19 protein-coding genes are annotated in these 25,979 nt (G+C 73.4%); 12 read left to right on the plus strand and 7 right to left on the minus strand.

From position 1 onward, the window contains the following. The first annotated feature begins 132 nt into the window (after window positions 1–132). The 5 genes from OO63_RS07150 to argF all read left to right on the plus strand — a co-directional run bounded on the left by OO63_RS07150 (window position 133) and on the right by argF (window position 8,123). Entirely contained in the window at window positions 133–1,137 is a 1,005-nt protein-coding gene (locus OO63_RS07150; protein WP_030357259.1) for a 2-dehydropantoate 2-reductase, read from the plus strand. Window positions 1,138–1,508: 371 nt separating this feature from the next. Continuing rightward, window positions 1,509–3,047, plus strand: a complete 1,539-nt coding sequence (locus tag OO63_RS07155; RefSeq protein ID WP_030357258.1) for a 3' terminal RNA ribose 2'-O-methyltransferase Hen1 — start codon at window positions 1,509–1,511, stop codon at window positions 3,045–3,047. Beyond that, window positions 3,044–5,665, plus strand: coding sequence for a polynucleotide kinase-phosphatase (locus OO63_RS07160; protein WP_030357257.1), 2,622 nt, complete (start codon window positions 3,044–3,046; stop codon window positions 5,663–5,665). Before OO63_RS07155 ends, OO63_RS07160 begins: the two co-directional genes overlap by 4 nt. A 102-nt stretch (window positions 5,666–5,767) precedes the next feature. Further along, complete coding sequence (locus tag OO63_RS07165) at window positions 5,768–6,994, plus strand: arginine deiminase (protein WP_030357256.1); 1,227 nt, start codon at window positions 5,768–5,770, stop codon at window positions 6,992–6,994. Window positions 6,995–7,112: 118 nt separating this feature from the next. Beyond that, entirely contained in the window at window positions 7,113–8,123 is a 1,011-nt protein-coding gene (gene argF / locus OO63_RS07170; RefSeq protein ID WP_030357255.1) for an ornithine carbamoyltransferase, read from the plus strand. Window positions 8,124–8,150: 27 nt separating this feature from the next. Here argF and OO63_RS07175 read toward each other — a convergent pair whose 3' ends face one another. Then, entirely contained in the window at window positions 8,151–8,576 is a 426-nt protein-coding gene (locus OO63_RS07175) for an ATP-binding protein (RefSeq protein ID WP_030357254.1), read from the minus strand. A 325-nt stretch (window positions 8,577–8,901) separates the two neighbouring features. On the opposite strand from OO63_RS07175, the gene OO63_RS07180 reads away from it, so the two are divergent. After that, the gene (locus OO63_RS07180; RefSeq protein ID WP_030357253.1) at window positions 8,902–9,729 is read left to right on the plus strand and encodes an enoyl-CoA hydratase family protein; all 828 of its coding nucleotides are present in this window, start codon (window positions 8,902–8,904) and stop codon (window positions 9,727–9,729) included. After that, on the plus strand, window positions 9,726–12,062 hold the full coding sequence (locus tag OO63_RS07185; protein ID WP_234311088.1) for a bifunctional salicylyl-CoA 5-hydroxylase/oxidoreductase: 2,337 nt from the start codon (window positions 9,726–9,728) through the stop codon (window positions 12,060–12,062). Before OO63_RS07180 ends, OO63_RS07185 begins: the two co-directional genes overlap by 4 nt. A gap of 264 nt (window positions 12,063–12,326) precedes the next feature. On the opposite strand, the gene OO63_RS07190 is transcribed toward OO63_RS07185, so the two are convergent. Both OO63_RS07190 and OO63_RS07195 read right to left on the minus strand, forming a co-directional pair. Continuing rightward, window positions 12,327–13,151: a PaaX family transcriptional regulator gene (locus OO63_RS07190; RefSeq protein ID WP_030357251.1), complete on the minus strand. Its 825-nt coding sequence runs from the start codon at window positions 13,149–13,151 to the stop codon at window positions 12,327–12,329. A gap of 9 nt (window positions 13,152–13,160) precedes the next feature. Further along, entirely contained in the window at window positions 13,161–14,819 is a 1,659-nt protein-coding gene (locus tag OO63_RS07195) for an AMP-binding protein (RefSeq protein ID WP_030357250.1), read from the minus strand. Window positions 14,820–14,945: 126 nt separating this feature from the next. Between OO63_RS07195 and OO63_RS07200 the strand changes: the two genes are divergently transcribed. From OO63_RS07200 to OO63_RS07215, 4 genes are all read left to right on the plus strand, one after another. Beyond that, on the plus strand, window positions 14,946–16,109 hold the full coding sequence (locus OO63_RS07200; protein ID WP_051810633.1) for an acyl-CoA dehydrogenase family protein: 1,164 nt from the start codon (window positions 14,946–14,948) through the stop codon (window positions 16,107–16,109). A gap of 73 nt (window positions 16,110–16,182) precedes the next feature. Beyond that, window positions 16,183–16,581 (plus strand): RidA family protein, encoded by a 399-nt coding sequence (locus tag OO63_RS07205; RefSeq protein WP_030357248.1) that lies wholly within the window; start codon window positions 16,183–16,185, stop codon window positions 16,579–16,581. After that, complete coding sequence (locus tag OO63_RS07210; protein ID WP_030357247.1) at window positions 16,581–17,417, plus strand: alpha/beta fold hydrolase; 837 nt, start codon at window positions 16,581–16,583, stop codon at window positions 17,415–17,417. The genes OO63_RS07205 and OO63_RS07210 overlap by 1 nt, the downstream gene beginning before the upstream one ends. Before the next feature lie 114 nt (window positions 17,418–17,531). After that, window positions 17,532–18,197: a hypothetical protein gene (locus OO63_RS07215; protein WP_234311078.1), complete on the plus strand. Its 666-nt coding sequence runs from the start codon at window positions 17,532–17,534 to the stop codon at window positions 18,195–18,197. A 49-nt stretch (window positions 18,198–18,246) separates the two neighbouring features. Here the strand turns inward: OO63_RS07215 and OO63_RS07220 are convergent, their stop codons facing one another. From OO63_RS07220 to OO63_RS07230, 3 genes are all read right to left on the minus strand, one after another. Then, complete coding sequence (locus OO63_RS07220; protein ID WP_030357245.1) at window positions 18,247–19,704, minus strand: hypothetical protein; 1,458 nt, start codon at window positions 19,702–19,704, stop codon at window positions 18,247–18,249. A gap of 68 nt (window positions 19,705–19,772) precedes the next feature. Further along, window positions 19,773–21,302 (minus strand): UDP-N-acetylglucosamine 1-carboxyvinyltransferase, encoded by a 1,530-nt coding sequence (locus OO63_RS07225; protein ID WP_030357244.1) that lies wholly within the window; start codon window positions 21,300–21,302, stop codon window positions 19,773–19,775. Window positions 21,303–21,468: 166 nt separating this feature from the next. After that, complete coding sequence (locus OO63_RS07230) at window positions 21,469–23,508, minus strand: amidohydrolase (RefSeq protein ID WP_234311077.1); 2,040 nt, start codon at window positions 23,506–23,508, stop codon at window positions 21,469–21,471. A gap of 134 nt (window positions 23,509–23,642) precedes the next feature. Between OO63_RS07230 and OO63_RS07235 the strand changes: the two genes are divergently transcribed. Beyond that, window positions 23,643–24,671 carry a LacI family DNA-binding transcriptional regulator gene (locus OO63_RS07235; RefSeq protein WP_033263918.1) on the plus strand — a complete coding sequence of 343 codons (1,029 nt, stop codon included), beginning with the start codon at window positions 23,643–23,645 and terminating at the stop codon, window positions 24,669–24,671. Window positions 24,672–24,908: 237 nt separating this feature from the next. Here OO63_RS07235 and OO63_RS07240 read toward each other — a convergent pair whose 3' ends face one another. After that, window positions 24,909–25,937 (minus strand): hypothetical protein, encoded by a 1,029-nt coding sequence (locus tag OO63_RS07240; protein ID WP_030357241.1) that lies wholly within the window; start codon window positions 25,935–25,937, stop codon window positions 24,909–24,911. Window positions 25,938–25,979: the final 42 nt, after the last annotated feature.

The raw sequence follows: 25,979 nt of genomic DNA on the forward strand, positions 1-25,979 counted from the left end.
ACCCCTTCGCCGGGGTGGGGGAGGTGTGAGCCGCGGGGCTGGTAAGCCCGTGCGTCCTGGTCCAGGCTGTCCCTGGCCGACCCGACGCCGCCCGCCACGCCTGCCCGCCCGCCTCGCCCCCAGGAGCCGCCCATGCCCAGGCCCCGCTTCGCCGTCCTCGGTGCCGGCAGCATCGGCTGCCACCTCGGTGGCCACCTCGTCGCCGCCGGGCACGACGTGACCTTCGTCGGCCGGCCCGCCGCCATGGCGACCCTGGCCGAACGGGGACTCACCCTCACCAGCTCCACCCGCCCGCCCGTGCACCTCCCGCCGGACCGGCTGACGCTGGCCACCGGGCCCGAGGCGGCGGCGGGCGCCGACCACGTCCTCGTCACCGTGAAGAGCGCCGACACCGAGGCCGCCGCCACGGCCCTCGCCGCCCATCTCGCCCCCGACGCCGTCGTCGTGAGCTTCCAGAACGGACTGCGCAACCCCGCCGTCCTGCGCGCCGCGCTCCCCGGCCGCACCGTCCTCGCCGGGATGGTGCCGTACAACGTGATGCGGTCCGAGCCGGGCACCGTGCACCAGGGCATGCCGGGCCGCCTCATGGCCGAGCCCGACGACGCGCTCCTCGCCGCCTTCCACGAGGCGGGCCTGGACATCGAGGCCCGCACCGACATGTCCGAAGTGCAGCACTCCAAGCTCCTGATGAACCTCAACAACGCGGTCAACGCCCTGTCCGGCCTCCCGCTGCGCGACCAGCTCGGCCTGCGCGCCTACCGCGGCTGCCTCGCCCTGTGCCAGCGCGAGGCCCTCGCCGCCTACCGCGCCGCCGGGGTCGCGCCCGCCCGCCTCGGCCCCATCGCGCCCGGCGCCGTCCCGTTCGTCCTCGGGCTCCCCGACGCCGTCTTCCGCCGACTGGCCGCGGCGTCCCTGCGGACCGACGCCCACGCCCGCTCCTCGATGTGGGAGGACCTGAAGTGCGGTCGCCCCACGGAGGTCGAGTCCCTTCAGGGCGAGATCGTCGACCTGGCCCGCGCCCACGGCCGGCGCGCCCCCGTGAACGCCCGCCTGGTCGCCCTCGTGCACGAGGCGGAGTCCGCGCCGCGCACGTGGACGGGCCCCGAGCTGTACGCCGAGCTGCGCGCGGCACGCTGAACCGGGCGGCGGCCGCGCGGAAATTCACGCGTGCGTCCGAGGGCTTCGCTGTACGTTTGTGCAGGTGCGCCGGGAAGAGGGCGGTGCGCGGCGAGAGGTCCGTGCCGCGGCGCACGCGACAGATACGGGGGGTTGAGGAGCAGGCCGCGACGCGAGACGCGCCCGGCCAGCGGGGGCATGATCTGCCACCCCTTCGCGCATGCGCGGTCGGCCGACGCGGAACCGCCGGGCCGACGCGCCGTGCGACAGACACCCCGACACGTGACCCCGACAGGTGACACCGACACGTCACCGAACGCGAACGGTCCGACGAGCACACGGCTCGGACGGTCCGTCGAACCCCTGGCCCAGATCCCTATCGAGGCATGCCCATGTTCTTGACGATCAGCACCACCGGCACTCCGGAACGCCCCGCGACCGACCTCGGGTTCCTGCTGCACAAGCATCCCGGCAAGGCGCAGGCGTTCTCCACGTCCTACGGGCAGGCGCACGTCTTCTACCCCGAGGCGACGGCGGAGCGCTGCACGGCCGCGCTCCTGCTCGAAGTGGACCCGGTGGCGCTCGCACGGCGCGTCAGGGGAGCCACCAAGGGCCGGGGCGGCGCCGCGGACGCGGCCCTCGCGCAGTACGTCAACGACCGTCCGTACGCCGCGTCCTCGCTGTTCGCCGTCGCCCTGAGCACGGTGTTCTCCAGTGCCCTGCGCGGCGTGTGCAAGTCCCTGCCCGAGCGGGCGGCCGAGCCGCTGCCGCTGCGCGCCGAGGTGCCCGCGCTGCCCGCGCGCGGCGGGGCCCGCCTGGTCCGGGCGCTGTTCGAGCCGCTGGGCTGGACGGTGAGCGCCGATCCGGTGCCGCTCGACGAGCGCTTCCCGGAGTGGGGCGACTCGCGGTACGTACGCCTCGTACTGGACGTGCCGGACGGCAGGCTGACGCTCAGCGAGGCCCTGCGCCACCTGTACGTGCTCCTTCCGGTGCTCGACGACGCCAAGCACTACTGGGTCTCGGCCGACGAGGTCGACAAGCTGCTGCGCGCGGGGGAGGGCTGGCTCGCGGGCCACCCCGAGCAGAAGCTGATCACCAACCGCTATCTGGCGCGGCGCTGGTCGCTGACGCGCGAGGCCATGGAGCGGCTCGAACTGGCGCGGCTCGCCGACGCCGACGACACGGACGTCGAGGAGATCGACAACGCCGTCGCCGAGGACGAGGGGCCGGACGCGGAGGACAAGCCCGCGCCGCTCGCCGAGCAGCGCAGGGACGCGATCCTCGCCGCACTCGGCGCGGCGGGCGCCGCCCGTGTCCTCGACCTCGGCTGCGGACAGGGCCAGTTGCTGCAGGCGCTGCTCAAGGACGCGCGGTACACGGAGATCGTGGGCGTGGACGTGTCGATGCGCGCGCTCACCGTCGCGTCGCGGCGGCTCAAGCTGGACCGCATGGGTCAGCGTCAGGCGGAGCGCGTGACGCTTCGCCAGGGCTCGCTGGCGTACACCGACAAGCGTCTGAAGGGGTACGACGCGGCGGTGCTCTGCGAGGTCGTGGAGCACGTCGACCCGGAGCGTCTCTCCGCCCTGGAGTACGCGGTGTTCGGCTCGGCACGGCCCCGGACGGTGCTCGTGACCACGCCCAACGTCGAGTACAACGTCCGCTGGGAGTCCCTGCCCGCCGGTCACGTCCGGCACGGCGACCACCGCTTCGAGTGGACCCGCGCGGAGTTCCGGGCCTGGGCCGAGAGGGTCACCCACCAGCACGGGTACACCGTCGAGTTCGTGCCCGTCGGCCCCGACGACCCCGAGGTGGGCCCGCCGACCCAGATGGCGGTGTTCACCCAGACCCAGACCCAGACCCAGACCCCGAACGACCGGACCGGCCAGAACACCCAGAACACCCAGAGCACGAAGGAGGCGAAGGCAGCATGACCGACAACACCACCGACAACACCACCGGCACGAGCACCGGCAGCACCACCCCCGGCCGCCGCCTCCCCGTCACCGACCTCTCCCTCGTCGTCCTCATCGGCGCCTCCGGCGCGGGCAAGTCCACCTTCGCGCGGCGGCACTTCAAGCCGACCGAGGTGCTGTCCAGCGACTTCTGCCGGGGCCTCGTCGCCGACGACGAGAACGACCAGGGCGCGAGCGGCGACGCCTTCGACGTCCTGCACTACATCGCGGGCAAGCGGCTCGCCGCGGGCCGCCGCACCGTCGTGGACGCGACCAGCGTGCAGTCCGACAGCCGCAAGCAGCTGATCGAGCTGGCCCGGCGGCACGACGTGCTGCCCATCGCCATCGTCCTCGACGTCCCCGAGGACGTCTGCGCCGAGCGGAACGCCGCGCGGGCCGACCGGGCCGGGATGCCGCGCCGGGTCATCCAGCGCCACCAGCGCGAACTGCGGCGCTCGCTCAGGCACCTGGAGCGCGAGGGCTTCCGCAAGGTGCACGTCCTGCGGGGCGTCGCGGAGGTCGAGGGCGCCGAGGTCGTCACGGAGCGGCGCTTCAACGACCTCACCCACCTCACGGGCCCGTTCGACATCATCGGTGACATCCACGGCTGCGCGAGCGAGCTGGAGACGCTGCTCGACAGGCTCGGTTACGTCGACGGGGCGCACCCCGAGGGCCGCACGGCCGTGTTCGTCGGCGACCTCGTCGACCGCGGCCCGGACAGCCCCGGCGTCCTGCGCCGCGTCATGGGCATGGTCGCCGACGGCACCGCCCTGTGCGTACCGGGCAACCACGAGAACAAGCTGGGCCGCTACCTGAAGGGCCGCGGCGTCCAGCACACCCACGGCCTCGCCGAGACCATCGCGCAGCTGGAGGCCGAGGACGCGCGGGACCCCGACTTCCGGGCCCGGGTGCGGGAGTTCGTGGACGGCCTGGTCAGCCACTACGTCCTCGACGGCGGCAAGCTCGTGGTGTGCCACGCGGGCCTGCCGGAGAAGTACCACGGCCGCACCTCGGGCCGGGTGCGCTCGCACGCCCTGTACGGCGACACCACCGGCGAGACCGACGAGTTCGGCCTGCCCGTGCGCTACCCGTGGGCGGAGGACTACCGCGGCAAGGCGGCCGTGGTCTACGGCCACACCCCGGTGCCGACGGCGACCTGGCTGAACAACACCATCTGCCTGGACACCGGCGCGGTGTTCGGCGGCAGGCTGACCGCGCTGCGCTGGCCGGAGCGCGAGCTGGTCGACGTACCCGCGGAGCGCGTCTGGTACGAGCCGACGCGGCCGCTGCGCACCGACGCGCCCGGCGGCCACGATGGCCGTCCGCTCGACCTCGGCGACGTGCACGGCCGCCGCGCCGTGGAGACCCGGTACGCGGGCCGCGTCACCGTGCGCGAGGAGAACGCCGCCGCCGCGCTCGAGGTGATGAGCCGCTTCGCCGCCGACCCGCGCCTGCTCCCGTACCTGCCGCCGACGATGGCGCCCTCCGCCACCTCACGCCGGGAGGGCTACCTGGAGCACCCGGAGGACGCGTTCGCGCAGTACGCGGCCGACGGCGTCGCCCGGGTCGTGTGCGAGGAGAAGCACATGGGCTCCCGCGCGGTGGTCCTGGTGTGCCGGGACGCGGACGTGGCGCGCGAGCGGTTCGGGGTGGGGGGCACCTCCCACGCCGGTTCAGGCGGTGCGGGAGGGCCGACGGGCGCCCTCGTCACGCGCACCGGCCGCCCGTTCCTCGGCGACCCCGACCGCACCGAGCAGGTGCTCGGCCGGGTGCGGGACGCCGCCGACGCCGCCGGGCTCTGGGCGGAGCTCGACACCGACTGGCTGCTGCTCGACGCGGAGCTGATGCCGTGGTCGCTGAAGGCGTCGGGGCTGCTCCGCTCGCAGTACGCCGCCGTGGGCGCCGCGTCCGGCGCGGTCTTCCCCGGTGCGCTCGACGCCCTGGAGGCGGCCGTCGCCCGCGGCGTGGACGTCCGTGACCTGCTCGGCAAGCAGCGCGAACGCGCGGCGGACGCGGCCGCGTTCACCGACGCCTACCGCCGCTACTGCTGGCCGACCGACGGCCTGGACGGCGTGCGGCTCGCGCCGTTCCAGATCCTCGCCGTCCAGGGCAGGAGCCTCGCCGGGATGCCCCACGACCGGCAACTGGCGCTGATCGACCGGATGGTGGAGCACGACGGCACGGGTCTGCTGCGCACCACCCGGCGCCTGTACGTCGAGACCGGCGACGCGGATTCGGTGCGCGCGGGCGTCGACTGGTGGCTGGAGATGACCGGGCGCGGCGGCGAGGGCATGGTCGTCAAGCCGGTCGGCGCGCTGGTGCGCGACGGCAGGGGCCGCCTGGTGCAGCCCGGCATCAAGTGCCGGGGCCGGGAGTACCTGCGGATCGTCTACGGCCCGGAGTACACCCGGCCGGAGAACCTGGAGAAGCTGCGCGGCCGCACGCTCGGCCACAAGCGCTCCCTGGCGATCCGGGAGTACGCGCTCGGCCTCGAGGCCCTCGACCGGCTCGCGGAGGGCGAGCCGCTGTGGCGGGTCCACGAGGCGGTGTTCGCGGTGCTCGCGCTGGAATCGGAGCCCGTGGATCCGCGGCTCTGAGGTGTGTATGGCACGTTTTGGGCGTCCCTGTCCTGCCTGGCGGGACGTCCAAAACGTGCCGTCGGGCGCGTGGTGCGGTCCCGGTGGGGTGAGGATGGGGGCATGGGATTCCATGTCGACTCCGAGGCCGGGCACCTGCGCAGCGTGATCCTGCACCGCCCGGACCTGGAGCTGAAGCGCCTCACGCCGACCAACAAGGACGCGTTGCTGTTCGACGACGTGCTGTGGGTGCGGCGGGCAAGACAGGAGCACGACGGCTTCGCCGACGTGCTGCGCGACCGGGGGGTGACGGTCCACCTCTTCGGTGATCTGCTCACCGAGGCGCTGGACGTGCCGGCCGCGCGGCTGCTCGTCCTGGACCGCGTCTTCGACGAGAAGGAGTACGGCCCGCTCGCCACCGACCACCTGCGGGCGAGCTTCGAGTCGCTGCCGTCCGCGGAACTCGCCGAGTTCCTGATCGGCGGCATGACCAAACGGGAGTACCTGGAGCGGCACCCGGAGCCGACGTCCGTGCGCTTCCACTGCATGGACATGGACGACTTCCTGCTCGGCCCGCTGCCCAACCACCTGTTCACCCGCGACACGTCCGCCTGGATCTACGACGGCGTGTCCATCAACGCCATGCGCTGGCCCGCCCGGCAGCGCGAGACCGTCCACTTCGAGGCGATCTACCAGCACCACCCGCTCTTCCACAACCAGGGCTTCCACCTCTGGTCGCAGGGCCAGTCCGACTACCCCTCCACCATCGAGGGCGGCGACGTCCTGGTCCTCGGCAACGGCGCCGTGCTCATCGGCATGAGCGAGCGCACCAAGCCGCAGGCCGTCGAGATGCTCGCGCACAAGCTGTTCGCCGCCGGGTCCGCGACCTCGATCGTGGCCCTGGACATGCCCAAGCGCCGCGCCTTCATGCACCTGGACACGGTCATGACGATGGTCGACGGCGATACGTTCACGCAGTACGCGGGCCTCGGCATGCTCCGCTCGTACACCATCGAGCCGGGCGTCGACGAGCGCGAGTTGAAGGTCACCGACCACCCGCCGGAGCACATGCACCGCGCCATCGCCGCGTCGCTCGGCCTCGGCGGCATCCGGGTCCTCACGGCCACCCAGGACGTGCACGCCGCCGAGCGCGAGCAGTGGGACGACGGCTGCAACGTGCTCGCGGTCGAGCCGGGCGTCGTCGTGGCGTACGAGCGGAACGCGACCACCAACACGTATCTGCGCAAGCAAGGCATCGAGGTGATAGAGATCCCCGGCAGCGAGCTGGGCCGGGGCCGGGGCGGCCCGCGCTGCATGAGCTGTCCCGTCGAGCGGGATCCGGTTCGCTAGGCGCACCCTGGAGCGAGCGGGGCGGGGCGGGCGGGGGCCTGCATATAAATGTGAAAGATCGTATAGACTTTCAAAGGTCCCCGACCGCCTCGACGCACGCGTACCCCAGGAGCGCCCCATGGCGACGACCGCCACGACCGACCTCACCGGCCGCCACTTCCTCAAGGAGCTGGACTTCACCGCCGACGAGTTCCGCGGCCTGCTCGCCCTGGCCGCGGAGCTGAAGGCCGCCAAGCGGGCGGGCGCCGAGGCCCGGCGCCTGACCGGCAGGAACATCGCGCTGATCTTCGAGAAGGCGTCCACGAGGACCCGCTGCGCCTTCGAGGTGGCCGCCGCCGACCAGGGCGCCGCCACGACGTACATCGACCCCTCCGGGGCGCACATCGGCAAGAAGGAGTCCGTCAAGGACACCGCCCGCGTCCTCGGCCGGATGTTCGACGCCGTCCAGTTCCGCGGCGACGCCCAGGAGACCGTCGAGACCCTGGCCGCGCACGCGGGCGTGCCCGTCTACAACGGCCTGACCGACTCCTGGCACCCCACCCAGATGCTCGCCGACGTCCTGACGATGACCGAGCACTGCGCCAAGCCGCTGGAGGGGATCACCCTCGCCTACCTTGGCGACGCCCGTCTGAACATGGGCAACTCCTACCTGGTCACCGGCGCCCTGCTCGGCATGGACGTGCGGATTGTGGCGCCCCGGGCGTACTGGCCCGCGGCGGACGTCGTCGACCGGGCGCGGGCGCTCGCCGAGTCCACCGGGGCGCGGATCGCGCTCACCGAGGACGTCGCCGAGGGCGTCGCGGGCGCCGACTTCGTCGCCACCGACGTGTGGGTGTCGATGGGGGAGCCCGCCGAGGTCTGGGACGAGCGCATCACCGCCCTCGGTCCGTACGCGGTCACGATGGACGTCCTGCGCGCCACCGGCAACGCCGACGTGAAGTTCCTGCACTGCCTGCCCGCCTTCCACGACCTGGCCACGCAGGTCGGGCGCGAGGTGGCCGAGCGGCACGGGCGGGACTCGCTGGAGGTCACGGACGAGGTCTTCGAGTCGGCGCACTCGGTCGTCTTCGACGAGGCGGAGAACCGGATGCACACGATCAAGGCGGTCCTGGTGGCGACGCTCGCCTGAGGCCGCGGGAGCGCCGGGGCCCGCGCCTCAGTGGTCGGCCGGTGCCCGCAGCGTGAACCACACGGCCTTGCCGGACTCCGTGGGCCGGTGCCCGCAGGACGAGCTGAGGGTGCGGATGAGGAGCAGGCCGCGGCCGTGCTCCTGCCAGGGGTCGGGCTCGTCGTCCGGCGACGGATCGGTGAGGTCGCCCGGCGGGACCGGGCTGGAGTCGCGCACCTCGACCTGGCAGCTGGTCGGAAGCAGCTCGATGACCAGCTCTATCGGGTCGTGCCCCGGGGCGTGCTCCACGGCGTTGGCGACCAGCTCGGCGGTCAGGAGCTCCGCGGTGTCGGTGTCCGCGGTGGAACCGATGTCGACGAGGGCCGTACGGACCAGGGCGCGCGCGATCGGCACGGCCGCCGTGGTGTGCGGCAGTCCGATGCGCCAGGAGGCGGGAGCGTGCGGTTCGGGCAAGGCGGGTCCGTTCGGCGAGCAGGTGGTCCCGGGCAGGGGGCCCTGTGTGGTCCTGCTGTCAACCGTACGAATCCTAAGCCGAGTGGCGACAGGGGCGATCGTCGGCCGGTTTGCGACCCGATGCCAGGACATGGCGGGACTTACGCCTCTGCGACCGGGAATGATGTGCGCACCCCCGTCTCCCTGTATCGCGTACTCGTGACGACAGTCATGGACGAGTGATAACTTCGAGAGGGAGCGAGACCGCGTCCCGGCGCGCCGACCGCGCCCCTGCCAAGGCCCGCGCACCGGCCCCCGCCGCCCCCGACCCAGGAGGCCGCACGTCATGAGTCCCTTCACCGGCTCCACCGCACGCACCCCCGAGTGGCGGCATCTGCGCCTCAGCGTCGACGACGGCGTCGCCACCGTCACGCTCGCCCGCCCCGAGAAGCTGAACGCCCTCACCTTCGGCGCCTACGCCGACCTGCGCGACCTGCTCGCCGAGCTGTCCCGGGAGCGGTCCGTGCGGGCCCTCGTCCTCGGCGGTGAGGGCCGCGGCTTCTGCTCCGGCGGCGACGTGGACGAGATCATCGGCGCGACCCTCGCCATGGACACCGCGCAGCTCCTCGACTTCAACCGCATGACGGGCCAGGTCGTGCGGGCCCTGCGCGAATGCCCGTTCCCGGTGGTCGCCGCCGTGCACGGGGTGGCCGCAGGCGCGGGCGCGGTGCTCGCGCTCGCCGCGGACTTCCGGGTCGCCGACCCGTCGGCGCGGTTCTCGTTCCTGTTCACCAAGGTGGGGCTCTCCGGCGGCGACATGGGCGCGGCGTATCTGCTGCCGCGCGTCGTCGGGCTCGGCCACGCCACGCGCCTGCTGATGCTGGGGGAGCCGGTGCGGGCCCCCGAGGCCGAGCGCATCGGCCTCATCAGCGAGCTGACGGACGAGGGCAGGGCAGCGGAGGCCGCGGCGGCCCTGGCCCGCCGTCTGGCCGAGGGCCCCGCCCTCGCGTACGCCCAGACGAAGGCCCTGCTCACCGCCGAGCTGGACATGCCCCTCGCGGCCGCCGTCGAGATGGACGCGGCGACCCAGGCCCTGCTGATGAACGGCGAGGACTACGCGGAGTTCCACGCGGCGTTCACGGAGAAGCGGACGCCGAAGTGGCAGGGACGGTGACGGCGGTGACGGGGTCCTGCACCCCGTCGGGCGCGGCCCCGGCCGCGCACAGGATCGCCGTCATCGGCGGCGGCCCCGGCGGCCTCTACGCCGCCGCCCTGCTCAAGCGACTCGACCCGGACCGCGAGGTCACCGTCTGGGAGCGCAACGCCCCCGACGACACCTTCGGCTTCGGCGTGGTCCTCTCCGACGAGACCCTCGGCGGCATCGAGCACGCCGACCCGGTCGTGTACGCCGCGCTGCAGGAGGAGTTCGTCCGCTGGGACGACATCGACATCGTGCGCGGCGACACCCGCCACACCTCCGGCGGCCACGGCTTCGCCGCGCTGAGCCGCAAACGCCTCCTCGCCGTCCTGCACGAGCGCTGCCGCGACCTCGGAGTGGACCTCCGCTTCCGCACCGAGGCCCCGCCCGCGGCCACCCTCGCCACCGCGTACGACCTGGTGATCGCCGCGGACGGCGTGCACAGCCTCACCCGCGAGGCGCACCCCGAGGCCTTCCACCCCACCCTCACCAGCCACCGCTGCCGCTACATCTGGCTCGCCGCCGACTTCGCCTTCGACGCGTTCCGCTTCGAGATCGCCGAGACCGAGCACGGCGTGATGCAGCTGCACGGCTACCCCTACGAGGCCGCGACGGCCACCACCCCCGGCGCGTCCACCGTCATCGTCGAGATGCGCGAAGAGGTGTGGGAGGCCGCCGGGTTCGCCGACCTCGACGCGGCCGCGTCCGTCGAACGCTGCGCCAAGCTCTTCGCGGACGCGCTCGGCGGCCGCCCCCTGCGCGGCAACAACTCCAGCTGGCTCACCTTCCGTACCGTCGTCAACGCCCACTGGTCGCACGGCAACACCGTCCTGCTCGGCGACGCCGCCCACACCGCGCACTTCTCCATCGGCTCCGGCACCAAGCTCGCCGTCGAGGACGCCCTCGCGCTCGCCGCGAACCTCCAGGAGCAGCCCGACATCCCCGCCGCCCTCGCCGCGTACGAGACCGAGCGCCGCCCCGTCGTCGAGTCCACGCAGCGCGCCGCCCGCGCCAGCCTGCAGTGGTTCGAGGAACTGCCGACCTACCTCGGTCAGCCGCCGCTGCAGTTCGCCTTCAACCTGCTCACCCGCAGCCGCCGCGTCACCCACGACAATCTGCGGCTGCGCGACGCCGGCTTCACTGAGGCCGTCGAGCGTGACTTCGGGTGCCCGCCCGGTACGCCGCCCATGTTCACGCCGCTGCGGCTGCGCGGCCTCGAACTCCGCAACCGGGTCGTCGTGTCCCCCATGGACATGTACTCCGCCGAGGACGGCGTGCCCGGCGACTTCCACCTCGTCCACCTGGGCGCGCGGGCGCTCGGCGGGGCGGGCCTCGTCATGACCGAGATGGTCTGCGTGAGCGAGCGGGGCCGCATCACCCCCGGCTGCGCCGGGCTCTACACCGACGAACAGGCCGCCGCCTGGACCCGGATCGTCGACTTCGCCCACGCGCAGGCGCCCGGCACCGCCGTCGGCGTCCAGCTCGGCCACTCCGGCCGCAAGGGGTCCACGAAGCTGATGTGGGACGGCATCGACGAGCCCCTGCCCACCGGCAACTGGCCGCTCGTCGCCCCCTCACCCCTCCCGTACACCCCCGCGAACCAGACCCCCCACGCCCTGTCCGTGGCCGAACTCCCCGCCATCCGCGAGGAGTTCACCGCCGCCGCCCGGCGCGCCGCCGCCTGTGGCTTCGACCTCCTCGAACTCCACTGCGCCCACGGCTACCTCCTCTCCAGCTTCCTCTCCCCCCTCACCAACCACCGCACCGACGCCTACGGAGGCTCCCTCGAAGCCCGCCTCCGCTTCCCCCTCGAAGTCTTCGACTCCGTCCGCGAGGTGTGGCCCGCCGACCGGCCCATGACCGTCCGCATCTCCGCCACCGACTGGGCCGACGGCGGCAACACCGCCGACGACGCCGTCGCCGTCGCCCGCGCGTTCGCCGCGCACGGGGCCGACGCCATCGACGTCTCCACCGGGCAGGTCGTCGCCGACGAACGCCCCGCCTACGGCCGCTCCTACCAGACCCCCTTCGCCGACCGCATCCGCAACGAAACCTCCGTCCCCGTCATCGCCGTCGGCGCCATCTCCTCCTGGGACGACGTCAACTCCCTCCTCCTGGCAGGCCGCACCGACCTCTGCGCCCTCGCCCGCCCCCACCTCTACGACCCCCACTGGACGTTGCACGCCGCCGCCGAGCAGTCCTACTCCGGGCCCGGCGCCGTCTGGCCCGCCCCGTACCGCGCGGGCAGCCGCCGTCCCCAGACGGGGCGGACGGACGCGCCGAAGCCGCGGTTGTCGTTGGGGGGTTGAGGCGGGTGCCCTCGCGGGGCGCCCCAGTCCCGCCCCTTCTCCGAAACCGGGGGCTCCGCCCCCTGGACCCCCGTATCGGCGCTCCGCGCCTCGTCCTCAAACGCCGGACGGGCTGATACTCACCGGCACATTCCCAGCCCGCCCCGGCAACCTCTCAGCCCGTCCGGCGATTGAGGACGAGCCGCGAAGCGGCGATTCGGCGGGAGTTGTCCCACCCGCACGGGACACCCACCTTCGGGGCCCGGGGCCCCGCGCGGCCGCCGTTCACCCCGCCCCCGCCCCCGACACAAACCCCCGCCCCGCCTCCCCGAGCCGCTCGTCCAAGGCCCGGAACACCTCCGCGGAGCGGGCCCCGGGCCAGTCGTCCGGGAGCAGGTGCGGGGGCAGGCCGGGATCGGCGTAGGGGAGTCGGCGCCAGGAGTCGAGGGCGAGGAGGTGGTCCCGGTAGGCCTCGTCGGGGGGCGTGGAAGCGCGGGCCTGCCAGGCACGCAGGACGGGCTCGTGCCGATCGAGGAACGCCTCGTGCTGCTTGGCGAGCGAGGCGAGGTCCCACCAGCGGGCCACGGCCTCCGCGGTCGGCGCGAAGCCGAGGTGCTCGCCGCGGAACAGATCGACGTACGGGGCGAGTTGCAGCCGTTCGAGGGTGTGCCGGGTCTCCTCGTGGTGGTGGGCGGGGGCGATCCACACGCCGGGCGCGGCGCTGCCGAACCCGAGCCCGGCGAGCCGCGAGCGCAACACGTGCCGCTTGTTGCGCTCGGCCTCCGGCACGGAGAACACGGCGAGCACCCAGCCCCCCTCGTCCGCACGCCGATCGGCCCACGGCCAGTAGATGCGGCGGTCGCCGTCCTCCAGGAGCTGCCGGGCGTCGGGGGAGAGGGCGTATCCGGCGGCCCCGGCGGGCGTGCGCGCGGGCAGCAGCAGCCCGCGCCGCTTCAGACGGGACACGGAGGACCGCACGGACGGCGCGTCCACGCCCACGGGCGCGAGGAGCCGGACCAGTTCGGCCACGGCGACGGGGCCGGACGAGGCCCGGCCGTGCGCCCCGTAGAACGTGACGATCAGGGACCTGGGAGTGTGCTGCTCGGACACGTGATCACTCTAGGCCCCGGGCCCCGGCCCGGGCTCGCGGAGCCGGAAGCGCTGCAGCTTCCCCGTCGCCGTGCGCGGCAGCGCCTGAAGGAACACCAGCTCCCGCGGGCACTTGTACGGCACAAGCTCCGCCTTCACGAACTCCCGCAGCCGCTCCGCGTCGGCGACCGCCCCGGCACGCAGCACCACGTACGCCACGACCACCTGCCCGCGCCGCTCGTCGGGGCGGCCCACGACGGCCGTCTCCACCACGTCCGGGTGGCGCAGGAGCGCCTCCTCGACCTCCGGGCCCGCGATGTTGAACCCGGCCGAGATGATCATGTCGTCCGCGCGTGCGACGTACCGGAAGTAGCCGTCGCTGTCGCGGATGTACGTGTCGCCGGTGACGTTCCAGCCGTGGCGCACGTACTCCCGCTGCCGGGGGTCGGCCAGGTAGCGGCAGCCGACCGGGCCGCGGACCGCGAGGAGCCCCGGTTCGCCGTCCGGCACGGGCAGGCCCGCCTCGTCGACCACGCGCGCGTGCCACCCGGGGACGGGCAGTCCCGTGGTGCCGGGGCGGATCGCCTCGTCGGCGGCGGAGATGAAGATGTGCAGGAGTTCCGTCGCGCCGATGCCGTTGATGATGCGCAGGCCCGTGCGTTCGTACCAGGACTGCCAGGTCGCGGCCGGCAGGTTCTCGCCCGCGGACACGCAGCGGCGCAGGGAGGCGAGGGCCGGGGGAGGCGCGGGGGGCTGCTCCGGGGATTCGTCCGACGCGGGCGCGGGCAGCTCGTCCAGCATCGCCCGGTACGCCGTCGGTGCCGTGAACAGCACGCTCACGCCGTGTTCCGCGATCGCGGGCAGGAGCTGGCGCGGGCCCGCCTGTTCGAGGAGCAGGGACGAGGCGCCGACCCGCAGCGGGAAGATCACCAGGCCGCCGAGGCCGAACGTGAAGCCCAGCGGGGGGCTGCCCGCGAACACGTCGTCGGGCCCTGCCTTGAGGACGTAGCGCGCGAAGGTGTCCGCGATGGCGAGCACGTCCCGGTGGAAGTGCATGCAGCCCTTGGGGCGGCCCGTGGTGCCGGAGGTGAACGCGATCAGGGCCACGTCGTCGGCGGCGGTGTCCACGGCGTCGTACGCGGCCGGGGGGCGGGCCGCCACGCGGGCGACGAGGTCGTCGGGGCCCTCGCCGCCGTACGTCGTCACGGCGAGGCCGGGCACCCCGGCCTTCGTCAGGTCGTCGACCGCGCGGGCGTCGCACAGGGCGTGCGAGACCTGCGCGATCTCGCAGATCGTGGCCAGCTCCTGGGTGCGCTGCTGGGCGAGGACGGTCACCGCGACCCCGCCCGCCTTCATCACGGCGAGCCAGCACGCGGCGAGCCACGGCGTGGTGGCGCCGCGCAGCAGCACGCGGTTGCCGGGGACCACTCCGAGCTCGTCGGTGAGGACGTGCGCGATCCGGTCGACCTGTTCCTGGAGCCGTCCGTACGTCCAGACGGCGCCGTCGGTCGTCCGGAACGCGGGGCGGTCCGTGCCGTGCCGCCGGGCCGAGCGGTCGAGCAGTTCCGTGCCGCAGTTGAGGCGGTCCGGATAGTGCAGCTCGGGCCGGTCGCGGACCAGTGCGGGCCACTGCTCGCGGGGCGGCAGATGGTCCCGCGCGAAAGTGTCGACGTGGCCGGATGTCTCCATGGTGCCTCGCCCCTTTGCCGGTCGGGCGTAGTGGTGCGCCAGCCAGACGAGCGTATCGTGATGGTGACGACAGTCAACGGTGCGCGATAGACGCGATAGGGCGGCGCGCGAGGGGAGAGGACCGGGATGACCGCATTCTCGCTCAATCCGGAAGAGATCGCCCGGTGTGAACGGCTGCGGGAGCTGACCGCCGAGCGGCTGCTCCCCCTCGCCGACAAGGGGGACCCCGGCCGGGTGAACCGCCCCCTGGTCCAGGAGCTCGGCGAACTGGGCCTCCTGGACGCCCTGTTCGACTCCGGGGCGCTCGACCTGTGCCTGCTGCGGGAGTCCCTGGCCCGCGGCTGCACGGAGGCCGAGACCGCCCTCGCCCTGCAGGGCCTCGGCGCCCACCCCGTGCACGCGCACGGCTCCCCGGCGCAGCGCGAGCGCTGGCTGCCGCCCGTGCGCGCGGGCCGTGCCGTCGCCGCCTTCGCCCTCTCCGAGCCCGGCGCGGGCTCCGACGCGGCCGCCCTCGCCCTGGCCGCCGAGCCCGACGGGTCCGGCGGCTGGCATCTGACCGGCGAGAAGTCCTGGATCTCGAACGCACCCGAGGCCGACTTCTACACCGTCTTCGCCCGCACGACCCCGGACGCGGGCGCCCGCGGCGTCACCGCCTTCCTCGTCCCCGCCGACCGCGCGGGCCTGACCGGCACCCCCCTCGCGATGCTCTCGCCGCACCCGATCGGCACGCTCACCTTCGACGGGGTGCGCGTCGGCGCCGACGACGCCCTCGGCGAGCGCGACCGCGGCTTCCGCGTCGCCATGACCACCCTCAACCGCTTCCGGCCCAGCGTCGGCGCGTTCGCCGTCGGCATGGCCCAGGCCGCCCTCGACGCCACCCTCGCGCACACCGCGGGGCGGGACGCCTTCGGCGGCAAGCTCAAGGACCTGCAGGCGGTGTCCCACCAGGTGGCCGAGATGGCGACGCGCACGGAGGCGGCCCGCCTCCTCGTGTACGCGGCCGCGGCGGCGTACGACCGCGACGAGCCGGACATCGCGGGGCGCGCGGCGATGGCGAAGCTGTTCGCCACGGAGACCGCCCAGTTCGTCGTCGACACCGCCGTCCAACTGCACGGCGCCCGCGCGCTGCGCCACGGCCACCTCCTGGAGCACCTGTACCGCGAGGTGCGGGCCCCGCGCATCTACGAGGGCGCGAGCGAGGTCCAACGGGCCGTCATCGCCAAGGAGTTGTACGGAGGGCGGGCGGCGGGTGCGGGGGCCGCCGACCCGGCGGCCCGGGGGCAGGGGTAGCGTCCGGGACTGCGGCACCGAACGCGGCAGCGGCAACTCCAGCGCACGTGACCACGAAGGAGCGCACCACCGCATGAGCCTCGACCGACTCAACCCCGCCGACCTCTCCCCACCCACCGGCTTCTCGCACGCCGTCGTCGCCACCGGCGGCCGTCTGGTCTTCCTCGCCGGGCAGACCGCCCTCGACACCGACGGCAAGGTCGTCGGCGGGAGCCTCCCGGCCCAGTTCGAGCTGGCCCTCACCAACCTCCTGGCCGCCCTCGCCGCCGCGGGCGGCACCCCGGCCGACCTCGCCCGCGTCACGGTGTACGCCACCGACGTCGCCGACTACCGCGCCCACGCCCCCGAACTCGGCCGGATCTGGAAGCGGTTGGCGGGCCGCGACTACCCCGCGATGGCGGTGATCGGCGCGGTGCGGCTGTGGGACGAGGAGTGCCTGGTGGAGCTGGACGGGATCGCGGTGGTCGACTGATGCCGCAGGTCGAACTCGGCGTGGGCCCGATCGCGTACGAGGACAGCGGCGGGGACGGCGTGCCCGTCGTCCTCGTGCACGGGCCCGCCCAGGACGGCACGGTGTGGCGGCACGTCGTCGACCGGCTCGGCGCCGCCTTCCGCTGCCTGGTGCCGACCCTCCCGTACGGCAGCCATCGCCTGCCGCTGAAGCCGGGCGCCGCGCTCACGCCGCGCACGATGGCGCTGCTCGTCGGCGAGTTCGCGGACGCCCTCGCGCTCGGCGACGAGACGGTGTTCGTCGAGAACGACGGCGGTCGGCTCCAGCAACTGGTCACGGAGCGGCCCGAGCGCGTGGGCCGCTTGGTGATCGCGGGCTGCGAGGCCTTCGACAACTATCCGCCGGGCGCGGGCGGCAAGCTCCTCGACGTGGCGTCCCGGATCCCCGGCGGCATCGCCCTGCTCGCGCACGGCCTCGCCGTCCGCCCCCTGCGGCGCGTGCCCGGCACCGGGTACGCCGTGATGGCCCACCGCCCCGTCCCGCACGACCTGATCGACCACTGGATCGAACCCCTGCGCAAGAACCCCGCCGCGCGCCGCGTCCTGGTCGACTACCTCCGGTCCGTCACCAAGACGGACATGATGGCAGCCGTCGAGGGCCTGCGCGCCTACGACCGCCCCGCTCTGGTCGTCTGGGGCAGGCAGGACCGCATGATGCCCCCCGAACACGGCAGCAGACTGGCCGCACTGCTGCCCCAGGGCCACCTGGTCGAACTGGACCGCTGCGGCACCCTGATCCCCCTCGACCGCCCCGACGGTCTGGCCGACGCGATCAGGGAGTTCGTGGACAAGGGCTGAGCGTGTCCTTCATGGGCAGTCGCCGGGGAACGGCCACCGCGGCCGTTCCCCGAGCGGGGACCGCTGCGGCTGGTGTGGCCCAGGTGAAATGAGCGGCTGCAGTACCCTGCCCGCGTGGACGGTAGGGATGCGGTGAAGGGTCCTCCCGACTGGCGGGTGCTCGTCGTCGGGGGTGCGTCGGGGATGGGGAAGACCGGTGTCGGGCGGGCATTGGCGCGACGGTACGACGTCCCCGTCGTGGAGGTCGACGACATCGTGGAGGCACTCCTCGCGGTGACGCTGCCCGAGCACCTGCCGGAGGTCCACTTCTGGCGCACTCACCCGGAGGCCGCCCACCGGACGCCCGAGTCGGTGGTCGAGCGGCAGATCGCGATCTCCAAGGCGCTGGAGCCGGCGATCGAGGCCGTGGTGGCCAACCATGTGGGCACCGACACCCCGGTGATCCTGGAAGGGGACTACGTCCTGCCCGGACCGGCGACGCCCCACGGTCCGGTCCGTGCCGTCTTTCTCCACGAGGACGACGAGGGACAGGTGACGGCCAACTACCTGCGCCGGGAGCCGGAGGCCGGACCCCAGCGCCATCGCGCACGCGTCAGCGTGCTGTACGGCCGATGGCTCGCCGCGCAGGCGCGGGCCGCCGGTGTGCCGGTCGTCGCTCCGCGTCCGTGGGAGGACCTGGCTGGCCGTGTCGCCGAGACGGTGGGGGACGCCACCACCACCGCGGCGCCTGCCCGGACCGCCGCTCCCCAGAGCCTTCCGAGGAGGAGCCCGGCGGCTTGAGAGCAGCCCGCCGCGCCCAGCCGCCTCACCCCCGCCGCGCCCACCCGCCTCACCCCCGCCGCGCGAACCTCCGTGAGGAGAACGCCGCGTCGTCCTTCGCGCTCACGCCGTCCGTGACCCACCAGTGCGTCGGCTCCGTACTGTAGACGGCGGTGAGTCTCGTCGACGTCCAGGAGAGGACCACCTCGTCCTTGGCGTCGCCGTCGAAGTCGGCGGCGGTGTGCACCTGGTGGGTGCCGCTGCCGGCGGGGATGCGGGTGTCGTCGACGCGGGCGGGCGGCCTGCGGACGAGCTGGCCGACGCGGCGGTCGCCGTCGATGAGGACCGGGTCGCGCGGTGTGCCGCGCAGCAGGGTGTCGCGGCCGTCGCCGTCGGGGTCGACGGCCGTGTACGAGCCCTGGCGGGCGCCTTCGGGCGGCAGGTAGGTGCGGACGGTGCCGTTGTCACCGGGGTAGACGGCGTAGCTGCCGTGGACGTCGGCGTCCTCCTTGGAGGCGCCCGGTTCGTTGTTGCGGCCGCCGTCGTCGCCGACGGCGAGGTCGCGGGTGCCGTCGCCGTCGAAGTCGCCGAAGGCGTGCCCGTTCCCCTTGCGGACGGTGCGGCCGGTGGCGGGGAGGCCGCCGCCGGGGCGGGCGGCGAAGTACTCGCCCGCGGACTGCTCGCCGTCGTTGCCGTAGTGCACGAACACACCGGTGGTGCGGGGCTTGCCCGTGGCGGGCAGCTCGTCCGCGTGGAGGGTGCCGTACGACGTCGGGCCCGCCTCGGCCAGCGCCCGCCGCTCCGTGCGCGCCGCCGCGCCCCCGCGGGTGAACGGGCCGAACAGCAGCGCCACGGCCGTGCCGTCCGCGCGGAGCCCCGCCAGGTCGTGGCGCCCGTCGCCGTCGAAGTCGCCGCGCACCGTCTCCGCGTAGCCCTCCGCCGCGTCCTGCGCGGGCAGCCGGAGCCGGGTCGCCTTCGCGTCGCGCCGCGGTCCGTCCGCGCCGCCCCACGTCACGTACTGGACCCGGCGCTGCGACGAGCCGGTGGGGCCGCGCTCCGCCTCGGGGATCTCCTCGCCGCCGGTGCTGAGGAAGTCGGGGAAGCCGTCGTCGTCCAGGTCGGCGGTCGTCTCCGGGAGCACCGCCCCGGTCGCCGGGGGCTCGACGGCGGGCAGCCCGAGCTCGCGCGAGGAGTACACGCTGCGGATCGTCGGGTCGGGGCCGCGCTCGGTGCCGAAGACCACGGCGAGGTGGGACGGGCCGCCGCCGTTCTTCGCGGGGTCGGGCCCCGACACCTTCATGAGCAGGTCGCGGCGGCCGTCGCCGTTGATGTCGTCCGGATCGCCGGAGCCGCGCCCGGGCGCGGGCGGACGGCTCTCGGTCGGCACGACGTCCGGGGCCCGTGAAGCGGACGCGCCCCGGCCGGACTTGCCGGACCCGTCGCCGTCGGAGGCGCCGGAGCCGCACCCCGCGAGCAGGGCGAGCGCGGCACAGACGGCGAACGGGCGGGTCACGGCGGCAGAAGGCATGGGGCCCACCTTCACACCGGGACCCGCCCGGACTCCAGCGACGGCCGGTAGCGACCGGCCAGGACGCCTCAGATGTCCCGGAACGTCTCGATCTGCGCGCCGACCGAGTTCAGCCGCTCCGCCAGCTCCTCGTAGCCGCGGTTGATCACGTACACATTGCGGAGCACCGACGTGCCCTCGGCCGCCATCATCGCGAGCAGCACCACCACGGCGGGCCGCAGCGCGGGCGGGCACATCATCTCGGCGGCGCGCCAGCGCGTCGGGCCCTCGACCAGGACGCGGTGCGGGTCGAGCAGCTGGAGGCGGCCGCCCAGGCGGTTGAGGTCCGTCAGGTAGATCGCGCGGTTGTCGTAGACCCAGTCGTGGATGAGGGTCTTGCCCTGGGCCGCCGCCGCGATGGCCGCGAAGAAGGGGACATTGTCGATGTTGAGCCCCGGGAAGGGCATCGGGTGGATCTTGTCGATGGGCGCCTCCAGCTTGGAGGGGCGCACGGTGAGGTCGATGAGGCGGGTGCGGCCGTTGTCCGCCGCGTACTCCGGCGACCGGTCGTGGTCGAGGCCCATCTCCTCGAGGACCGCGAGCTCGATCTCCAGGAACTCGATCGGCACCCGCTTGACGGTCAGTTCGGACTCGGTGACGACGGCCGCGGCGAGCAGGCTCATCGCCTCGACCGGGTCCTCGGACGGCGAGTAGTCCACGTCCACGTCGATGGTCGGCACGCCGTGCACGGTCAGCGTCGTCGTGCCGATGCCCTCGACCTTGACGCCGAGCGCCTCCAGGAAGAAGCACAGGTCCTGGACCATGTAGTTGGAGGAGGCGTTGCGGATGACGGTCGTGCCGGCGCTGCGGGCGGCGGCGAGCAGCGCGTTCTCCGTCACCGTGTCGCCGCGCTCGGTCAGGACGATCGGGCGGTCGGGCGAGACGTCGCGGGCGACCTCCGCGTGGTACAGCCCCTCGGTCGCGGCGATGTCCAGGCCGAAGCGGCGCAGCGCGATCATGTGGGGCTCGATCGTGCGGGTGCCGAGGTCGCAGCCGCCGGCATAGGGCAGCTTGAAGTGGTCCATGCGGTGCAGCAGCGGGCCCAGGAACATGATGATCGAGCGGGTGCGGCGGGCGGCCTCCGCGTCGATGGCGTCCATGTCGAGCTTCGCGGGCGGCACGATCTCCAGGTCGACGCCGTCGTTGATCCAACGCGTGCGCACGCCGATGGAGTTGAGGACCTCCAGGAGGCGGTAGACCTCCTCGATGCGGGCGACGCGGCGCAGCACCGTGCGGCCCTTGTTGAGCAGCGACGCGCACAGCAGGGCGACGCAGGCGTTCTTGCTCGTCTTGACGTCGATGGAGCCCGAGAGGCGACGGCCGCCGACGACCCGCAGATGCATCGGACCGGCATAGCCGAGCGAGACGATCTCGCTGTCGAGCGCCTCGCCGATACGGGCGATCATCTCAAGGCTGATGTTCTGGTTGCCGCGCTCGATGCGGTTGACGGCGCTCTGGCTGGTGTTGAGCGCCTCGGCCAACTGCGCCTGAGTCCAGCCACGGTGCTGCCGGGCGTCACGAATGAGCTTGCCGATGCGTACGAGGTAGTCGTCTGCCATGGGTGCAGGCTATCTCAGATATGAGATGGCGTACGCGTTGGGGTGGGCCATTGGTGGAGTGACCGGTTCCGAGCGGAGCGCGCGGCCCCGCTCGCGCCCGCGGGAGCCGCCCGGCGCCCGGGAGTTGAGCCGGGCCGCACCGGGCCCGGCCACTCGCCGCCCGCGCTCAGCCGCAGCCGCAGGTCACCCGGGGCCGCCCCGCCGCCCGCGTCACCCGAGCGGCGGCGGCGCGCCCCGACGGCGACTCACCGTCGTGCACCACTGTGCCCCCGCTCAGCGTGAGACGCACCTCGGCGCCGCTGATCTCGGCCACCGGACACCGCGTCACATCGCGGTCGAGCAGCACCAGATCCGCCAGCTTGCCGCACTCGACGGTCCCGGTGAGATGCGCCATACGGAGCTGCCGCGCGCTGCCGAGGGTGTGCGTGAGCAGCGACGACGTCCGGCTGATGCCCTCCTTGGCGCGGTAGAGGTCGCCCTCTCCCTCGGCGTCCGTGCCGCGCCGGTCGACGGCCGTGCGCACCTGGTTCCACACCTGGAGCGGGTCGACGGGCCAGTCGGAGCCACCCGAGAGGTGCGCGCCGTGCGCCTGCAGGCTGCGCGCCGGGTACAGCCAGCGGTGCCGGTCCGCGCCGAGGTAGGGGAGCAGCGTGTCCACCGTCCAGGCGTTCCGCGTCGCCCATTGCAACTGCATACAGGCGACGACGCCGAGTTCGGCGAACCGGGGCAGGTCGGCCGGGTCGACGAGCTGGAGGTGCGCGACGGTGTTGCGGACGTCGCGGCGGCCGGTGCGGCGCAGGGCGTACGCGTATCCGTCGAGTGCGGTGCGCACGGCACGGTCGCCGATGGCGTGCGCGTGCAGCTGCCAGCCCTCGGCGTTGAGGGCTGCGGTGAGGCGGCCGAGGTCGGCGGCCGTCACATACAGGTCGCCGCGGTGGTCGGTGGGCCTGCCGTCCTTGTCCAGATAGGGCTTCAGGAGCGCGGCGGTCTGCGCCGGGTACTCGATGACGCCGTCGAGGAACACCTTGACGGTCCCGAACCGGAGCCCGGGCACCCCGTCGAACTCGTCGCGCAGCTTCTTCACGTACGCAACCGAGGCGCGCGGGTCCTTGGCCTGCTCGGAGGTGAGCCGGAGCGCGGGCACGACCCGCTGCGGCAGCTTGCCCGCGGCGGCGAGCGCCCGGTACAGGGCCAGCTCGTCCTCGCCCGACACCGCCTCCATGAACGTGGTGATCCCGGACGCCGCCGCCTCGGCGAACACCTTCGCGGCCGCGGCCACGAGCGCGGCCTCGTCGGGCTCGGGGATGTGCCGGGACACCAGGGCCTGCGCGTCGTCCTTGAGCACACCGGTGGGCTTGCCGTCCGCGCCCTTCACGATCTTGCCGCCGACGGGGTCCGGCGTGGCGGCGGTGATCTTCGCGATGTCCAGGGCGCGCTGGTTGACCCACATGTTGTGGCCGTCGGCGCCGCGCAGGGCGAGCGGGCGCCGGGTGGGCAGGGCGTCGAGCATCGAGTGGTGCGGGGCGGTGCCGCGCGGAAGCAGCCCCACGGGGTTCCAGTCCTCCACGACGAGCCATCCGTCGGGCTCGCCGCCCCCGCCCTCGCCCGGGGTCTCCTTCAGGAACCCGGTGAGGGTCTTCTGCAGCTCCGCCACGGTCTGCTCGGCGCCGTCGAGCGAGGGCCGGAGCGAGCGCGCGGCCGCGTCCGTCGGGTGGGCGTGCCCGTCATGGATCCCGCTGAGCAGACTCCCGCCGCGCCCGTCGACGACCTCGGTGTCCCGCCCGGCGAACCGCCGCACCTCGGCGTCCGACCCCACCGCGAGGATCCGCCCGTCCCGCCCGACGGCGACCGCCCGCGCGGGCCCGGAGCCGCGCACGCCGGTGAACACGCGGGCGTTGTGCACGACGAGCGCGGCACGGTGGCGGGCGCCGCGCCCGGCCGAGGCGCCGCCCGAGGCGGCGGCGGGGGCACCGGCCGCGGCGACGAGCCCGGCGGCGCCGACGGCACCGGCGGCGGCGAGCAGACTGCGCCGCGCGACGGACGAGGAGGGCGAGGAGGACGAGGAGGACAAGGGGGACGAGGAGGGCGATGAGGGCACGGTCGGCGCCGACGGCACCGACAACGCAGGCGGCACCGACGGCGTGGATGACGCCTTCGGCGCGAGCGGTGTGGACGGCTCGGCGGACTCGGCGGACTCGGCAGACATGGGCACTCCAAGGCGCATACGTCGACGGGGCAGTGACCGCACGTTCGGTGAGTAACCCGTTAACCAGAACCCACCCCGGACAACGAATTCCGCACTCCCGTCCCGCCATGCCCCCGCATCCGTACGATGACCCCGTGCCGGACAGCGGACCGACCCTCGCCGACGTCGCGCGCGCCGCCGAGGTGTCGACCGCGACCGTCTCGCACGCGCTCAACGGCACCGGGCGGCTCGCCGAAGCGACCCGGCGGCGCGTCCGCGCGACCGCGACCGCGCTCGGCTACGGCGCCCCGCGCACGGGCCCGCGCACCCGCACCCTCGGCATCGCCGTCACCACGTTCCCCGGCCCGTGGAACTACACCGAGATCGCCTACTTCTCACGTGCCGTCACCGCGGCCACCGCCGCCGCGCACGCGCACGGGTACGCGGTCACCACGCTGCCCGCGCACCGGGTCGCGGACGCGGCCTGGCACACGCTCGCCGTCGACGGCATGCTCATCGCCGACAGCCCGCCGGGCGATCCGATGGCACGGGCCCTGCGCGCCCGCGGCATCCCGCTCGTCTTCGACGGCGTCCCCGGCGACGTGCGCGCGGGCGACCACTGGATCGACAACGACCACACCGCCACCACCCGCCAGGTCCTCGACCACCTGACGGCAGCAGGTGCCCGGCGCATCGCGCTGCAGTCGGGCAGCGGCACCGAGACGTACGCGCGCGTGGTGACGGAGACGTACGAGGAGTGGTGCGCGGCGCACGGCGTCACGGCCCGCGCCGTGCGGTTCGAAGAGGCCGACGCCGAGGGCCTGGCCTTCGACGGGCTGCTCACCGGCGCCGACCGCGCGGACGCCGTGTACGCCGCGTACGACCCGGGCGGCCGTCAGCTCCTCGCGGCCGCGCGCCGCCACGGGCTGCGGATCCCCGAGGACCTGCTCCTGGTGTGTGCGAGCGAGGATCCGGGGTACACGGAGACCGCACCGCCCGTCACCACCGTGAGCCTCAACCCGGAACTCATGGCCCGCGCGGCCGTGGACCGCCTGGTCGCCCTGATCGAGAGCGCCGACCCGCCGGCACCCGGCCCGACGGCCGTACCGGCGGCACTGCATGTGCGGACCTCGTCCGGACGGACCTCCCGGCCCCACGCTCCACAGGCGCGCCCGCCGCGATGAGCGCACGCTCGACAGGAGGGCCCGCCCGACCCGGGCGCGCCCGGCGTCAGGGCATGCCTGACCTCCGCCGTGACAGGGCAGCGGGTGTTCCGTCTCATTTGATCGTGGGCAGAGCGGGACAGTGACCTGTGGTGCCCACGATCGGATGAGACCGGAGCGAGTGCCCCGTCTCAATTGATCGTGGGCATCCTGTATGAGTAAGGATGGCCGAGATGGCTGATTCGTGATGGCGGGTGACTACGGCCGGTTCCCGGGCGGTGCGCTGGTTGAATCGGAATCCAACGCCACGTCTTCTTGGAGGCCATGCAGGCTGATGATCTCGCCGCAGATGATGTAGGTGTTCAGGGCGCACAGATTGGCGGTCTCGAAGGCCATGGCCGCGTGGACGGCCTTGTTGGTCATGGTGTCCACGGCCACGAACCGTTCGTAGAGGCCCGCGATCATCACGTCGGTAAGCTTGTTACTCGACTTGCTCTCGATTGCCTGCTTGGTGAACTCGAAGAGCCGATGGCGGTGATGGGCGTCGTCCAGAGGGTGTCCCGTGGCGGACGGCTGGTCCTGCGGCGGCAGGACGTGGTCGACGACTGCCTTGAGGACGCGGCGGCACGTCGTGATGGCCTGTGACAACTCCTCCGCTGCGTCCCGGTCCGGGGTGGCTTCGGAGGCTTCCTGGAGTCTCCGGTAGACCGCGTTGAACTGCTGGAGGAGACCCGGCACGCCATCGGCAAGAAGCGCGTCGACCTTGACGCGGTAGCCGCCGAAGATGGACTCGTTGATGCTGCTGTAATCGAGGCGGCGTTCCCAGGAGCACAGCAAGGCGAATGTCAGGTGCCGGGTCCGAGCGAGGATCCGTGTCGTCCGCTCGCGAGTATTCAGATCGGTCGCGTAATCGACCCTCTCTCCACTCCTCTTGAGATCTCCAAGTTCGTTGTCCCAGAACTCCAGTTCGGTAAGTGAGTGGCCATCGATGTTGTCACTGCCCTCGATCTTGCGGTCATTCATCCACGCCTTGAGGGCTTGCTCTGCGGGCCCTGTCATCGACCCCCAAGACGATGGATCCTCCATGAGCATGCGGGAGATCTCGCCGTTCGTCGAGCGGTCCCCACCCATGGTCTTGAGGTCGAGCGAAAGTCGAATCGCATACTTGGTCTCGCCCATCAGGCTCGCGATGCGCACGGCACGACGGACCGACACTTCCAGAGGCTTGTCATCGAACTCGTCCAGTGCCTGCCGGACGAGCTGCAGAACGTGATCGCTTGTTGCCATGGCAGAAGCTTAGGGATCCCGACGTCGCGAACGCACTGCATT

Origin of the sequence: Streptomyces alboflavus (genome assembly GCF_000716675.1) — a bacterium.
In the GTDB taxonomy this organism is placed as follows: Bacteria; Actinomycetota; Actinomycetes; order Streptomycetales; family Streptomycetaceae; genus Streptomyces; species Streptomyces alboflavus.